Source organism: Sphingobacterium paludis (assembly GCF_004364125.1).
Classification (GTDB): domain Bacteria; phylum Bacteroidota; class Bacteroidia; order Sphingobacteriales; family Sphingobacteriaceae; genus Sphingobacterium; species Sphingobacterium paludis.
In genome coordinates this window covers 117,110-131,795 of sequence record NZ_SNZV01000006.1, presented here as the reverse complement: position 1 = coordinate 131,795, position 14,686 = coordinate 117,110, and the positions used below count along the sequence as shown (strand labels likewise).

At 44.8% G+C, this 14,686-nt stretch carries 10 protein-coding genes and 1 tRNA gene; 5 read left to right on the top strand and 6 right to left on the bottom strand.

What is annotated here, in order from left to right; all coding sequences use genetic code 11:
- Positions 1–66: 66 nt before the first annotated feature.
- The 5 genes from B0I21_RS12950 to prmC form a co-directional block, all read right to left on the bottom strand.
- A complete protein-coding gene (locus tag B0I21_RS12950; protein ID WP_133640909.1) occupies positions 67–1,065 on the bottom strand; it encodes an aldo/keto reductase in 999 nt (332 codons plus the stop codon).
- 371 nt (positions 1,066–1,436) lie between these two features.
- Positions 1,437–2,411 carry an aldo/keto reductase gene (locus tag B0I21_RS12945; protein WP_133640908.1) on the bottom strand — a complete coding sequence of 325 codons (975 nt, stop codon included), beginning with the start codon at positions 2,409–2,411 and terminating at the stop codon, positions 1,437–1,439.
- 80 nt (positions 2,412–2,491) lie between these two features.
- Positions 2,492–3,061 (bottom strand): Crp/Fnr family transcriptional regulator, encoded by a 570-nt coding sequence (locus B0I21_RS12940; RefSeq protein WP_133640907.1) that lies wholly within the window; start codon positions 3,059–3,061, stop codon positions 2,492–2,494.
- Between the two features lie 801 nt (positions 3,062–3,862).
- Positions 3,863–3,935, bottom strand: a tRNA-Lys gene (locus tag B0I21_RS12935).
- A 142-nt stretch (positions 3,936–4,077) separates the two neighbouring features.
- Positions 4,078–4,941 carry a peptide chain release factor N(5)-glutamine methyltransferase gene (gene prmC / locus B0I21_RS12930; protein ID WP_133640906.1) on the bottom strand — a complete coding sequence of 288 codons (864 nt, stop codon included), beginning with the start codon at positions 4,939–4,941 and terminating at the stop codon, positions 4,078–4,080.
- Positions 4,942–5,004: 63 nt separating this feature from the next.
- Here prmC and ribD point away from each other — a divergent pair, with 63 nt between their 5' ends.
- The gene (gene ribD, locus B0I21_RS12925; protein WP_133640905.1) at positions 5,005–6,063 is read left to right on the top strand and encodes a bifunctional diaminohydroxyphosphoribosylaminopyrimidine deaminase/5-amino-6-(5-phosphoribosylamino)uracil reductase RibD; all 1,059 of its coding nucleotides are present in this window, start codon (positions 5,005–5,007) and stop codon (positions 6,061–6,063) included.
- Here the strand turns inward: ribD and B0I21_RS12920 are convergent.
- Positions 6,060–6,440: a hypothetical protein gene (locus B0I21_RS12920; RefSeq protein WP_133640904.1), complete on the bottom strand. Its 381-nt coding sequence runs from the start codon at positions 6,438–6,440 to the stop codon at positions 6,060–6,062. The genes ribD and B0I21_RS12920 overlap by 4 nt on opposite strands.
- A 131-nt stretch (positions 6,441–6,571) precedes the next feature.
- On the opposite strand from B0I21_RS12920, the gene B0I21_RS12915 reads away from it, so the two are divergent.
- The 4 genes from B0I21_RS12915 (at position 6,572) to B0I21_RS12900 (ending at position 14,680) form a co-directional block, all read left to right on the top strand.
- On the top strand, positions 6,572–6,955 hold the full coding sequence (locus tag B0I21_RS12915) for a hypothetical protein (RefSeq protein WP_133640903.1): 384 nt from the start codon (positions 6,572–6,574) through the stop codon (positions 6,953–6,955).
- Positions 6,956–7,427: 472 nt separating this feature from the next.
- A complete protein-coding gene (locus B0I21_RS12910) occupies positions 7,428–10,661 on the top strand; it encodes a SusC/RagA family TonB-linked outer membrane protein (protein ID WP_133640902.1) in 3,234 nt (1,077 codons plus the stop codon).
- A 12-nt stretch (positions 10,662–10,673) separates the two neighbouring features.
- Positions 10,674–12,545, top strand: coding sequence for a RagB/SusD family nutrient uptake outer membrane protein (locus tag B0I21_RS12905; protein WP_133640901.1), 1,872 nt, complete (start codon positions 10,674–10,676; stop codon positions 12,543–12,545).
- Positions 12,546–12,805: 260 nt separating this feature from the next.
- The gene (locus tag B0I21_RS12900; protein WP_133641119.1) at positions 12,806–14,680 is read left to right on the top strand and encodes an Nramp family divalent metal transporter; all 1,875 of its coding nucleotides are present in this window, start codon (positions 12,806–12,808) and stop codon (positions 14,678–14,680) included.
- Positions 14,681–14,686: the final 6 nt, after the last annotated feature.

Sequence of the window (14,686 nt, the reverse complement as noted above, 5' to 3'; positions counted from 1 at the left end):
TACTAATGTAAACATTTTAATGGATAGCGTAGCGGTTGCATTTTTTCATGCAACCGTACACGCATGTTAATCGATAAGCCCCATGCTAAATTCGTCGTAAGGGTTACCGGTATCAGTTCCTAAGGGCACAATGCTTTCGAGTTTTGAAAGATCTGCTTCGGTTAATTCAACTCCGGAAGCTGCTAGATTCTCCTCTAGATATTTTCTTCGCTTGGTGCCTGGAATAGGCAAGATGCCTTTGTTAATAATCCAAGCCAGCGCCAATTGTGATGAAGTCACCTCTTTTTCGTCGGCCATGGTCTCGATCGCCTTAACCAATTCTATGTTTTTATAAAAATAAGCTTCCTGAAAGCGGGGGATGGCCCGGCGAAAATCATTCTCCGGTAAATCGTCTATCGTTCGGATTTGTCCGGACAGAAAGCCCCGGCCTAATGGCGAATAAGCAACGAAGCCTATTCCGAGTTCTTGCAAGGTTGCCAGTATGCCCCGTTCTTCTGCTGTACGCTCGAATAGTGAATATTCACTTTGTACAGCCGTAATCGGGTGGACGCCGTGCGCTTTTCTGATGGTTTCTGAAGATACCTCGGATAGTCCAAGGTAGCCAACTTTCCCTTCCTTTACCAGCTCGCCCATGGCCTCAACGGTTTCTTCGATGGGTGTCGTCTTGTCCAGGCGGTGCATGTAGTACAGATCAATATAGTCTGTGTTAAGGTTCTTCAGCGAACGTTCCACCGCCTTCTTTACATATTCTTTTTTACCATTAATAGCCCAGGTCACCTTGTTGTTATCATCGATTTCCCAGCCAAATTTTGTCGCGATGATGTATTGATTCCTTTTGCCAGCTATAGCCTTAGCAATCAACTGCTCATTTTTAAATGGGCCATATAAGTCTGCCGTATCTAAAAAATTGCCACCTAATTCCAGCGAGCGATGAATGGTGGCGATGGCTTCTTGTTCATCCGCTTCGCCATACATATTTCCTTCTTCAAAGCCGGTCATACCCATACAACCCAAACCTATAGTGGGCACCGCCAACCCGTGACTTCCTAAATTTACTTTTTTCATGATTAAACTATTCCTTGTTGATAGATCAAAGTTCGTAAAGGATACCGTAATGGATGTTTGCAAAGCCCTGAACGTTGTATGCAAACCAAGGAAGAGCAAAAGAAAGGGATCATACCGAATTCTTGGGGGGAGATAATTTTAAAAAAGAATACATCCGTCGGTCGATGAAGGTAGTATATGTCCTGTCGCTTTTGGATCTAGTATATCCGCATCTACCAAAATATCCTCGTCTAACTTGAGTATCTTTACCTTCATATAGACCAACTTTTAATACATCAAAATATACTAAAAATTGTACATTTTGTGTAATTTAAAATAGGGCGGTTAAAGTCGGTTGAAAAGGCGGAATACTGAAGTCTCGGATCTTTATTTTATTTCCTTCCTGTAGCTGCTTGTATATGGGCAGGATAGCGCTCGCCTACGACATTTATTGCAGCTAATGCAGCGTTTATGCTATTGAGCTCGTCAATAGTTAACGAAACAATGGTAGCACCAATATTTTCTTGCAAGCGCTGTAGTTTTGAGGTTCCCGGAATTGGAACGATCCAGGGCTTTTGTGTCAGAAGCCAGGCTAAAGCAATTTGTGCAGGGCTGGCATTTTTTTCTTTTCCGATAGAAATGACCAGATCAACCAATACCTGATTGACCTCCCGGTTTTCTTTACTGAAGCGCGGCGACATGCTTCTGACATCTGTTTTGTCCAGCTCAACATCAGCACCGACAGTCCCGGTCAAAAAACCTTTACCTAATGGGCTGAATGGTACGAAACCGATTCCCAACTCTTCCAGTACCGGAATAATTTCATGTTCAGGTTCACGATAAAACATAGAGTACTCGCTTTGCAGCGCAGTTACAGGCAGAACGGTATGAGCCTTGCGGATGGTTTCGGCATTTGCCTCAGATAAGCCGAAGTATTTTACTTTACCCTGTTGAATTAAATCTTTTACAGCGCCTGCAACATCTTCAATGGGAATATTGGGGTCGAACCTGTGCTGATAAAATAAATCGATCACATCCGTTCTTAGCCTTTTTAAAGATGCCTCAGCAACGGCTCTTATATTTTCAGGGCGGCTATCTAATCCCTGCCTGACATCTCCGTTTTTAAGACCAAATTTGGTGGCAATGATTACCTTATCCCTTAATGGCTCCAGCGCCTCGCCAACAAGGAGCTCATTTTCTCCATAACCTTGCGCTGTGTCAAAAAAAGTAATACCCAGTTCGACTGCCCAGCGTAATAACTGTATATTCTCCTCTTTTGTAGGAGCATTCGGAAAACTTAACCCCATAGCACCGAAACCTAATGCGGATACTTCTAATCCATTGGTCCCTAATTTTCTTGATTCCATTTTTTCCTGATTTTAAAATTTATACTACAAAGATTGTCCAATAAAAAATAAAATCATTTGCCATTTGACAAAAAATGATTTTAGCGGATTTTCTTTCGTATTCTACTTAATGAAGATTGTGTGATCCCTAAATAAGAAGCAATAAAGGATAGTGGCACACGATTTATCAGGGTCGGGAATTTGTCGATAAAATCAAGATACCGTGTAGTGGCATCTTGCGCAACCATTTCGCCTCTTCTTGCTATTTTTTCCTTATGATATTTCGTGGTTATTTTCTGGAGAATAGTTTCCCAGCCAATGATTGTTTCGTTGATCTCCTTCCAATCTTTTTTGGAAAAAATGATAAGCTTACAACTTGTGATAGCAGACAGGTATTCCGATGGCGTATATACTTCATCAATGCTATTACCTGATAGGATCAAATGATTTTCGTCAATGAAGTAACGGGTAATTTCTTCACCGGTATTGTTGTAATAAGACACGCGGATAACGCCTTCGATAAGAAAGCCAATCTGTTTTACTATTTTTCCTGCTTCCCAGTAATACTCGTCCTTGCCGAGTTTCAGTTCTGTCCCTTTACTTGTAATAAGTTCAATTTGTTGTTTATTTAAATTGCCGAACTGCAATATGTATTCAATAAATTTTTCCATCACATAAAGTTAATAATCTTTCTTTGCGGCCGATTTGCCATTTGGTAAAAAGTAGAAATTAAAGAAGCTCTCTAACAATGAGAAAGCAGCGCCGTGTTTTCGGCATGTCGATAAATTTTGTAAAAGTGATCTGGAAATGGCATTGGAATTTGAAAAGTTGGAAAAGAATATCGGGGATCCGATGAATATCTAAATGCGAGAGCTGCTTTTTTTGAAGCGGAGGTTGTAGTCAATATCGATCCGGAACGTGCTGTACCCGCTTATCTAAAAGCTAATGGCTTACTTGCAACTTTTAGTCCAAAGGAAGCTTTAATACTGCAAACAAGGGCTAGGGGGGATGTTAAATTCCGCTTGATCCGTTATAGGGAGCAGGGCTTTAAAAGAATCGTGTATCTAGGTAAAATATAAAGCAACAAAGATCTAATTATTTTTTATCTCCTCCACAACTTTTGTAAATGATCCGGGAGTTCGAACCCATCCCAACCCCTTTGTTCGAATCCCTTAAATAGCAAAAAAGGCACAATTTCTTGTGCCTTCCGTGATCCCGCTGGGATATGTTCCGTCGCGCATCCCCGCACACAAGTCCGGAACGAGGGAGTTCGAACCCATCCCAACCCTTCTGTTCGAATCCCTTAAATAGCAAAAAAGGCACAATTTCTTGTGCCTTCCGTGATCCCGCTGGGATATGTTCCGTCGCGCATCCCCGCACACAAGTCCGGAACGAGGGAGTTCGAACCCATCCCAACCCTTCTGTTCGAATCCCTTAAATAGCAAAAAAGGCACAATTTCTTGTGCCTTCCGTGATCCCGCTGGGATTCGAACCCAGGACCCATACATTAAAAGTGTATTGCTCTACCAGCTGAGCTACAGAATCGTTCTTCGTACTAAAAAAACAAACTTGCTTTCCTTGTTTGAAGTGATGCAAAGGTAGAAAAAATGTTCATTTAAGCCAAATCTACGCAGTTTTATTTTTTGCAAAAGGAATTAAATGCTTGTTTTTCAGTTTGAAAAAATCGTTAAAAATCCATCCGAGCAGCGATCATACGCTCCACTGCATTCAAATCTTTTCGGAGGACAATATCGGCAAACCCTTTTTTACGAATTAAATCCATTGTTTGTTCTGCCAAATATTGATTGATCTCAAAATACATGGTTCCACCGTCTTTCAAATGTTGCTTGGCCAAGTCTGCAGTCGTTGCGTAGAAAAGTAAAGGATTATGCTCTTCAACGAATAGCGCAGCATGCGGTTCATAGCGTAGGACATTCGTATGCATATGCTCTTGCTCCTTTGGTGTGATGTAGGGGGGATTGCTCACGATGATGTCATACTGTTGGGACTGCTCCATAAAGACGTCCCATTCCAAAACATCCGCTTCGATAAAGTTGACGTCGACATGCAGTCTGTTCGCGTTTTGGCGAGCTGTAGCGATGGCGGCGTTTGATATATCTAAGGCATCGACCCTCGCCGACTCTAGATGCTGCGCTAAAGTTATCGCTATGCAGCCAGAGCCGGTGCCAATGTCTAGAATGGATAAGCTTTTTTCATGCTGATGCTGTCTGATTATCCAATCAACGAGCTCTTCGGTTTCCGGACGTGGAATAAGCGTATGTTCGTTAACCTGGAAGCGTAAACCAAAAAAATCGGCTTCGCCAATAATATGTTGAATAGGCTTGCCGGTCAGCAAATCATTTAAAATCAACTCAAATTTAGGCAACACGTTTTTGTCCACCGTTTTGCTTTTTTCCAAAGCATAATCGATCGTCTTCCTTTGTGTGATAAAGCTATAGGCCATCAGAAAAAGTTGCTTGCTTTCGTCTGCATCGTAAAGGGAAGAGAGGCTTTGCGCATAACGTTCCGCCAATGCTTTGTAATCTTTCATAACACAAACTTACAAAAGCTAAAAACACTTTTGATATTCTTTGCTAAATACTATGTTTGTATCATGACAAAGGATGAATTGTATATGCGTCGCTGTTTGGATTTAGCCGTTTTAGGGGCGGGGTCGGTAAGTCCAAATCCAATGGTAGGCGCTGTTGTCGTTTACGAAGATCGCATCATTGGGGAAGGCTATACGTCGCCTTATGGCGGGGCACACGCCGAAGTTAATGCCGTTCGCAGCGTTATCGATACCTATGGCGAGGAGCGTGCACAAACCCTGTTCAGGTCATCCACATTATATGTCAGCTTGGAACCTTGCGCGCATCAAGGGAAAACACCGCCCTGCGCGGATATGTTGGTGCGCTATCAATTTGCCCGCGTCGTCATAGGTTGTCTTGATCCATTTCCGAAAGTAAACGGTTTGGGGTTTAAAAAAATAGCAGATGCGGGAATTCAAACACGTGTTGGCGTCCTTGAAGATGAATGTCTTTTTACCAATCGCCGTTTCTTCACGCGCATTTTGCAGCAACGTCCTTACGTTATTTTGAAATGGGCGGAGACCAAGGACGGTTTTTTTGCTCCTTCGGTGCCCGGCCAGCAGTGGATTAGTAATGCCGCAAGTAAACAGTTGGTACACAAGTGGCGAGCTGAAGAGGATGCCGTGTTAGTAGGAACTACTACTGCTTTAGTTGATAACCCTGCTTTGACGGTGCGTTTATGGAAGGGGCGTAATCCGAAAAGGATTTTGATCGATCGGAATTTGCGTGTTCCTGCAGATGCAGCTTTGTTTGATGACGCTACCGAGACCATTGTTTTCAATGCGAAGGAAACCAATTGGCAAGCCAAGCGAAAGCACATTGCGCTGGAAAACTTTTCGCTTTATCTCCCGCAGAATATTATGTACCAGCTTTACCTGATGGATGTGCAATCCATCATCATAGAAGGCGGCGCAAAGACGCTACAGCTTTTTATTGATGCAGGCATTTGGGATGAGGCACGCGTGTTTCGATCCGATGTGCGTTGGGAATCAGGTATTGCGTCTCCAAGGTTAGCTAAAGACCCGGTTTCGTCCATGAAAGTTGGCAATGATAGGTTATCGTTCTACTTCAAGGACGATCGTTAATAGACCTTCGGGTTATCCAATAAATCCGAAACATAACCCAACACCTCATGTTCGGTATGCCCGTCTTCCAACATAGAAAAAGTAAGGTAAGCGGCGTAAATTTCAGCGCTGAACAGCACATGCTTATCCGCAATAATTTTGTCGATAACGTCTTCATTTACCGCTATACCAATATGCTGTAGTTCATTGTGCAAGTTGGTCGATATGCTGCAGTGATCCTCGCCGGAAGCAAAAGCTACAATGATATGCAATACCAGTTTGTCGAGAATTTCAGGGCGGATTTTCGCTGCTTTCTCGCCGTATGTCGCTAAGTCAATTCTGCTTCTAGCACTATGGACGATCTTATCCCATATCAGGTATTCTGTTTTCGTGTGCATAATAAAGAAGTTTATAATCTAGATTAAAGGTAGCAAAAAGAAAAGATTTCTAAAAGCGTAAACAATTTTTTATAAAAACCAGATGTGCTTAACGAGCGTTCTACCCATAGATAAAAGAAATAGGAGGAAACATGATACCAGAATCAAATAAAAGAAATGAAGAGGAAGAAGATGCGGTTGCTAGACCGTCGGACGATCTAATCTACGATTCCGAAAAAGAATCATATGAATACGATGTAGCGGGAGACAACCCTGACTACCAACATCCTGCAGATTACCCAACTTTGAGTGAGGGAGCTGAAGACGATGATTCCACCTATGACGAAGCAAATCCTTTCGTGGGTGATGAATATGCAGAAAAAGACGAGTTGAAAGAAGATAATTTAGAAAACTCCAATATGCATATTGTGGAGGAAGATGCGTTAAAAACCAGTCCCTACGATAAAAAGATTGCTGAAGATATGGAAGACTTTCGAGATGATTTGGATGAGGAAGGTTATCCGAAGAAAAATTAAAATTGCTGATAATCAGTTTTTTAAAAGGAGCGATATGGAAAAATTTCGCTCCTTTTGTTTTTAATGCCTAGCTTTATAAAGCTACTACTATAAACAACTTTTAATAAACTGACTATTGTTATGACTTATTTCATCCTATCCCTTCAAATTTTCCTGACGCACAAAAAATCATCTACGCTCCCATCTTCTGTTACTTTCGAATAGTTTTTTAATTCGGTGATCGAAAATGGTGAATGATGATGGTACTCATTTCGCTGCTTAAGGGTAACGTTAACCGGAGTACGATTCAAACACATTTCTGTTAAATACTTGATATTCATTTTGACTGATAAGGTCCGCTAACAACCTTGTCGGGCTGTGCTGTGGAAGAATTTTTGCCCTCGAACAGAAAGCGATGGTTCGCACTGCCCACAATGAAACCTCAAGTAACCGACTTTCCTAAAATTTTTCTAATCATCATAAACTTATACTTATGCGAACAACACAAAACTACAAGAAAGATTTTCGACGGTTTCTGTATGTGGGAACGTCAGTTTTGATCTGCTTCGGTTATTCCTTGCCGCATCAGCGGCTGTATGCCTCGGAAGATCGACCGCTTCCGCTGATCAATCTCCAGCAGGAAAAAATTACGGTAAAAGGCGTGGTACGAAACCAAGAAAATGGTGAAGGTGTACCCGGAGTGACCGTAACGGTCGTAGGCGCAGCTTTGGCTACGACAACAGATGCGCAAGGTTTCTACGAACTGCCAAATGTACCTGCGCAAGGGCAATTACATTTCAATATGGTGGGGATGGATCCGGTGACCGAGCAGGTCAATGGGCGAACGGCCATAGACGTACTGTTGCTTACTTCCAACGCCAACATCGATGAGGTTGTTGTGGTAGGTTACGGCACGCAGCGGCGGGAGACGGTAACCGGATCAGTTGTAGCGGTAAAAGGAGAAGAGCTACAAAAATCCCCGGCGCTCAATCTATCCAACGCTATTGCAGGACGTGTTCCTGGCGTAATCGCGACAAACGGGAGTGCCGAGCCTGGAAACGACGGTTCAGCAATCCGAATTAGGGGTTCTAACACGCTGGGAGATAGTGGTCCGCTGATCGTTATTGATGGCATACCTGCGCGTCAGGGAGGTTTCGAGCGCTTAAATCCTGGCGAGATAGAAAACATATCGGTATTAAAAGATGCCTCTGCGGCAATCTATGGAGCCCGCGCTGCTAACGGCGTCATCCTCGTGACAACGAAGCGCGGTAAGACCGGAAAGCCAAAATTGTCTTACAATTTCAATCAAGGGTACTCGCAGCCGACGGTCATTCCTAAGCTTGCCAACGCCAGTCAGTATGCTGAAATGCGGAATGAGCTGGAGATATTTAAGCTCCCCGTTTCGGAGTGGTCCAGCGCATTAAATGGCTTTAACACCAGCGGCAACTACCAACGTCCGAATGGAACAACGCTCGAAGCCCCGTTTACGCCAGAAGATAAAGCTCTCTTTGCCAATGGAAACGATCCTTGGGGGCACCTCAATACCGACTGGTACGGCGCTACGTTGAAAAATTGGTCGCCGCAGCAAAGGCATAATGTCCAGATCGATGGCGGTTCGGAAGACATGCGCTACCTCCTGTCAATGGGTTACCAAAACCAAGACGGCTATTACAAAAATTCCGCTACTGGCTACAAGCAGTATGATTTTCGGATTAATTTGGATGCCAATATAAATCCCTATATAAAAACGCAGTTTGGCGTGATGGGAAGACAGGAAGACCGTAACTATCCCACAAAGTCTGCCGCCACAATTTTTCGAATGCTAATGCGGGGAAACCCAACCATGCCCGCCTTTTGGCCCAATGGAATGCCCGGGCCAGACATTGAACATGGTGAAAATCCGGTCGTCATCACCACCGACCAAACCGGATACAATCGGGATAAACGGTATTATTTGCAAACCAATGGACAGGTGGATATTACAAATCCTTGGGTAGAGGGGCTGAAGCTATCGCTAAATGCATCGGTAGATAAGTATATCAAAAAAACTAAAAACTGGGAAATTCCTTGGTATCTATACACCTGGCAGGGCGCTTATGAAGATGATGGCACAACGCCGCGATTGGTGCGGGGCATACGCGGCCCTGCTGAACCGCGATTGACGCACGAAGATGAAGACCAACTTAATATCTTGATGGGTGCCGTACTAAGTTATGATAAAACCATCGGCGACCATAGCTTGAGTTTGCTTGCGGGCGTGAACCGCGAAACCATTCGAAACGACTATTTAAGCGCTTTCAGACGGTACTTCCTTTCTACGGATATCGATTATCTTTTTGCCGGTGGCGATGCCGAAAAGGATAATAACGGTGGCGCTTGGGAGCGGGCTCGGCTTAATTATTTCGGTCGTGTGGGCTACAACTATAAGCGGAAGTATATCGGCGAGTTTTTGTGGCGTTACGATGGTTCATACATGTTTCCCGAAAACAAGCGCTATGGATTTTTCCCAGGCGTGATGTTGGGCTATTTGGTTTCGGAAGAGAGCTTTTGGAAAGACAATGTGCCGGTCGTCAATTACTTCAAATTGCGCGCGTCCTACGGACAGATGGGAAATGACAATATTTTTTACGACGATGCGCTTCAGGAGTACCAATATTTTTCTACCTACGCATTTGGCAGCTATATCATAGGCGGTGATGTGGTAAAATCATTGTTTGAAAGTCGGGTTCCAAATAGGTTCATTACGTGGGAAGTAGCCAACAATTATAATCTCGGCGTCGATCTGCAATTATTCAGCGGAAAAATGAATGTGGAATTTGATGTCTTCAGGAATAGCCGGCAAAGTATTCTTTGGCAACGCAACGCCTCGATACCTCATAGCAGTGGAATGACGCTTCCGGCAGAGAATATAGGGAAAGTTGATAATTCCGGCTGGGAATTTAATATAGGTTGGCAAGACAAGATCGGCGAGGTAGGCTACCGTGTGTCCGTCAATGGGGGCTATGCAAAGAATAAAATTATCTTCTGGGATGAGGCACCGGGTGCTCCGCTATGGCAGCAAAGCACAGGACGCGCTATCAATGCCGGATTGTATTACGTCTATGACGGCGTGTTTCGCGATCAGGCGGAGATCGACGCCAATACCATTGACTATGGTGCCATCACGAGCAACTTACGACCTGGAGACATGAAATACGTTGACTACGATGGTGATGGAAGAATAACGCCCAATGACCGCGTGCGCCGCGATAAAAACACGGATCCTACCTTTCAGGGAGGGATCAACCTCGGCTTAACATACAAAAATTTCGACCTCAGTATTTTGTTTCAGGGTGCAACCGGTGGCGAACTGCGCGTGGCTACTGATGAATCTGGGGCAATTGGAAACTATTTGCTGGACTTCTATGAAAACCGATGGACCGTAGATAATCCAAGCGGCGAGCACCCGCGGATCACGGATCGGAGTGATCAATACTATTCAAACAATAATACCTACTGGCTGCGTAGCACCGATTACATTCGATTGAAGAACGTCGAGCTGGGTTACAACCTTCCTTCTTCGGTGCTGGAGAAGATGAAAATCAGTAACCTGCGTCTTTTTGTAAGCGGGTTGAATCTTTTGACGTGGAGCAAACTGAAAGTATACGATCCGGAATCAACGAATCAGCTGGGGCAGTATTACCCGCAGGCAAGGTTGGTTAATGGGGGAGTAATGGTATCATTTTAAACGATGGAATACATGAACACATTAAGATATTTTATAGGCGCAGCATTAGCGCTGGTTCTAGCTACAGCGTGCAACGATGACTTTGTAAGCACGCAACCTTTGGAAGAAGTCCCTAATGAATTGGTGTGGCAAAATGCTGCTTTAGCGGAAGCATTTGTTTTTGAAATATACAACGGATTTGGGGTAGGGGGATTTTATGAGGAACAGATGGCCTCGTTGACCGATGAAGCTTTGTTTACGCATCCTGGTCGAGGTATCAATACGGTTACGGAAGGACGTGCTAACGATGCCGATCAGGGACGGCTTATGGACACTTACAGCTACGAGCAGATGTATATTCGCATCCGCGCTGCGAACATCGCCATTGCCAATTTGCGAAATCCGCAGTTTGATGATCAGGCACGGGCTAATCGGCTATTGGGCGAAGCGTACTTTTTGCGGGGCTATTTCTACCAACAACTTTTGCGCACCTATGGCGGGGTTCCGCTGATCAATTTTACATTTAAGCTGGAGGATACAGATCATTCCCGTCCGCGTGATACGTACGCCGCCTGCGTCGATTTCATTGTTAACGATTGTGATTCTGCAGCATTACTCTTAGATGGCGTGGCTAAAGTGGACGGTCGGATAAATGATGTTGCCGCATTAGCCCTCAAAGCCCGCGTATTGACGTATGCGGCTAGCGACCTGCACGACAATGCCACTGCCAAATCGAAATCAACACTGATCAATGGCTATGCAAATCCAGCATTTATCGGCTATGCATCCGGCAGCAGAACGGAGCGATGGAACTTGGCCAAACAGGCATCTAAGGCTGTTCTCGATCATACGGAGTACGCGTACAAGCTGGATTTGACCGAAAAGGCTACTGTGGACGAGGGGACAGAAAATTACCGGTCTATCGCTATGGGCGGAGGTAGTACATTAGGCGATGCTGCCGCCAAGAGCGATCTGATCTTGGGACGCTTTTTTAACGACCTCAAAGATGAGCGCGGCGGTTGGGTCGGGCGTGATAATGGCCCCAACGGCTACCATAATTGGGCGGGAAATACGCCTACGCAACTTTTGGTGGATGATTACGAAATGACGGATGGGGCACGCTTTGATTGGAACAATCCAGCGCATAGGGCAGCTCCCTATCAAAATCGGGATCCGCGTTTGTATGCAAGTATTTTGTACGATGGCGCCAATTGGAAGCCCCGTACGGATGATGTCAAAGAGCGCGACCCTTTCAACCAGATTCAGACGGGGCAATATGAAGTGATCAATAGTTCGGGCGCAAAAGTTGTCCAATATGGGCTGGACACACGGAACAGTCCGGTGGAAGATTGGAACGGGTCGTATACCGGCTATTACTACCGTAAGTTTGTTGATGCAGACCCGGCTATAATCGATCAAAATACCCGGCAACGTGTGCCTTGGCCGCTGTTGCGGTACACAGAAGCCGTTCTCAACTATGTAGAAGCCTGCATGGAGTTAGGCGAAGAGGCCGAAGCGCGGTTGTGGTTGAATAAAATTCGCTTTCGGGTTGGGATGCCAGCGATAACAGATGCCGGGGATGCGCTCCGGGCGCGCTATCGTAATGAGCGCCGCGTAGAGCTCGCTTATGAAGAGCACCGATACTTCGATGCACGCCGATGGATGATCGCGGCGCAGACCTTAGGACGCAAGGCGACGCTTATCCGTATAGAAGGCAGACTAAAGGCAGGGCAAGTAGTGAACCGCTATCGATATAACACCGATAACTATTCCTACACGTACACCGTGGGCGAAATAGATCCAGGTATTGAAAACCGCGCCTGGAATGATAAGATGTATTTCACATCTTTCCACCGTGATGAAATTAATAGAAATACAAAGCTGGTGCAGAACCCCGGCTATTAAACAATGAGGATATCTAAAAAGACAATTGATTAACTTCAAATTGCGCCATAGCGAGGAAGTATGACGACCGCCGAAGGAAACCAATCTGCATTGTGTTTGCTAAGATTGCTTGGTGGTCGTCACTCCTTCTCGATGACGAAAACTAATCACTTTTTAGACAGCATCATTTTTTTAGGAGATAGCTAAAAACGAGTTTAAATATTTTCGCATTATGCTTTTTGATGATGGTAATTTATGGAAAGTTCGGTAAATTACACGTCATGAAGGATGGGCAGCACACGAAGTCGTTAGACGATGTACATGGGAGTGTAGAGGTACATCAAGGAAAATCAAAATTTAAACGTCTGCTTAGTTTTTTTGGCCCTGCGTATCTTATCAGTGTGGGCTATATGGATCCGGGGAACTGGGCAACTGACCTTGCTGGCGGCAGTCAGTTTGGCTATGCATTGTTATGGGTTTTGCTGATGAGCAATTTGATGGCACTACTGCTACAGAGCTTGTGTACGCGCTTAGGTATTGTACGCGGAAAAGATTTAGCACAATGTAATCGAGAGATATATCCCAAACGGATGAATTTCGCCTTATATGCGTTGGCCGAACTTGCCATTGCGGCTTGCGATCTGGCCGAAGTGTTGGGTATGGCTATCGGCCTCAACCTGCTGTTTGGCATCGATATCCTGTGGGGCGTGTTGATCAGCTTTGCAGATACCTTTTTACTGCTTTATCTCCAGCGGCTAGGTATGCGCAAGCTGGAGCTTTTTATCGTTGGCCTCGTCACGTTGATAGGTATGTGTTTTTTGGTGGAGATGTTTTTTGCACAACCGCAATTTGGAGAGGTGATACAAGGCTTTGTACCATCTTTGCCAAACAATGCGGCATTGTATATTGCGATCGGTATTATCGGGGCCACCGTCATGCCGCATAATTTATATTTGCATTCTGCCCTCGTGCAGACACGGAAGATCGAAAAGACAGCTCCGTCCATCCGGCGGGCGTTGAAATATAACTTTCTGGACAGCGCTATCGCTTTGAACATTGCCTTTTTGGTCAATGCTGCCATTCTCATTTTAGCGGCATCTGTTTTCCATAACAATGGAATGCATGACGTGGCAGAGTTACAGGATGCCTATCGACTGCTAGGCTCTACCTTAGGATCGGAATGGGCACCAAAGCTCTTTGCTATAGCGCTCATTTTGGCTGGCCAGAGCTCCACAATTACCGGTACACTGGCTGGGCAAATTGTCATGGAAGGTTACCTGCGCTTGCGCATCAGCCCACTATTACGGCGCTTGCTTACCCGCTTATTAGCTATTGTTCCGGCCGTTATCGTTATCCTCCTATTTGGTGATAAGGAAGTAGGGCAGATGTTGCTATTCTCCCAAGTGTTATTGAGTATGCAACTGGCGTTTGCCGTGATTCCGTTGATTCACTTCGTTAGCGATAAGGAAAAGATGGGGCAATTCGTGATTGGCCCTTATCTAAAGTTTTTTAGCTGGCTCATTGCTATTGTCATCGCCGTATTAAATTTTCAATTGGTTTTTGAAGAGGTGACCGGCTGGCTCGCACATATCGACAATGTTTTTTTGCAGATCCTCCTCGTTGCCGCCGCTGTAGGCTTACTGGTGTTACTGGTGATGACAGTCGTGTATCCGTGGATCGCTAAATTAAGGCCCACGAAAGTTGATGTGCACACGTCGTTTGAAGAGCTGCAATTTAAGCCTGCATCCTCCTTTCGTACTATACTTTTAGCACTGGACTTTTCAAAATCCGATGAGCACGTTATCAATCAAGTTCTTCAATACAATCCGCATACGTGCAAGCTCATTTTAATCCACGTGGTGGAAAGTGCAGGCGTGAAATACACTGGTGGGCACAGCGATGATTTTGAAACCCGTGAAGATTTAGCCAGAGTGAAACGATATGCAGATTTTCTGGCGCAGCAGCACTATGAGGTGCGCTACACATTAGGCTACAACAATCGGATCAAAGCTATAAAAGCATGTTGCTTGGACTATGGTGCTGATCTGCTGATTGTAGGAAGTCATGGACACACCGGTGTAAAAGACATTATATTTGGTGAAACGGTAAATAAATTAAGACATGCAGTTAACATTCCGGTTTTAATTGCACAATAAAAATTG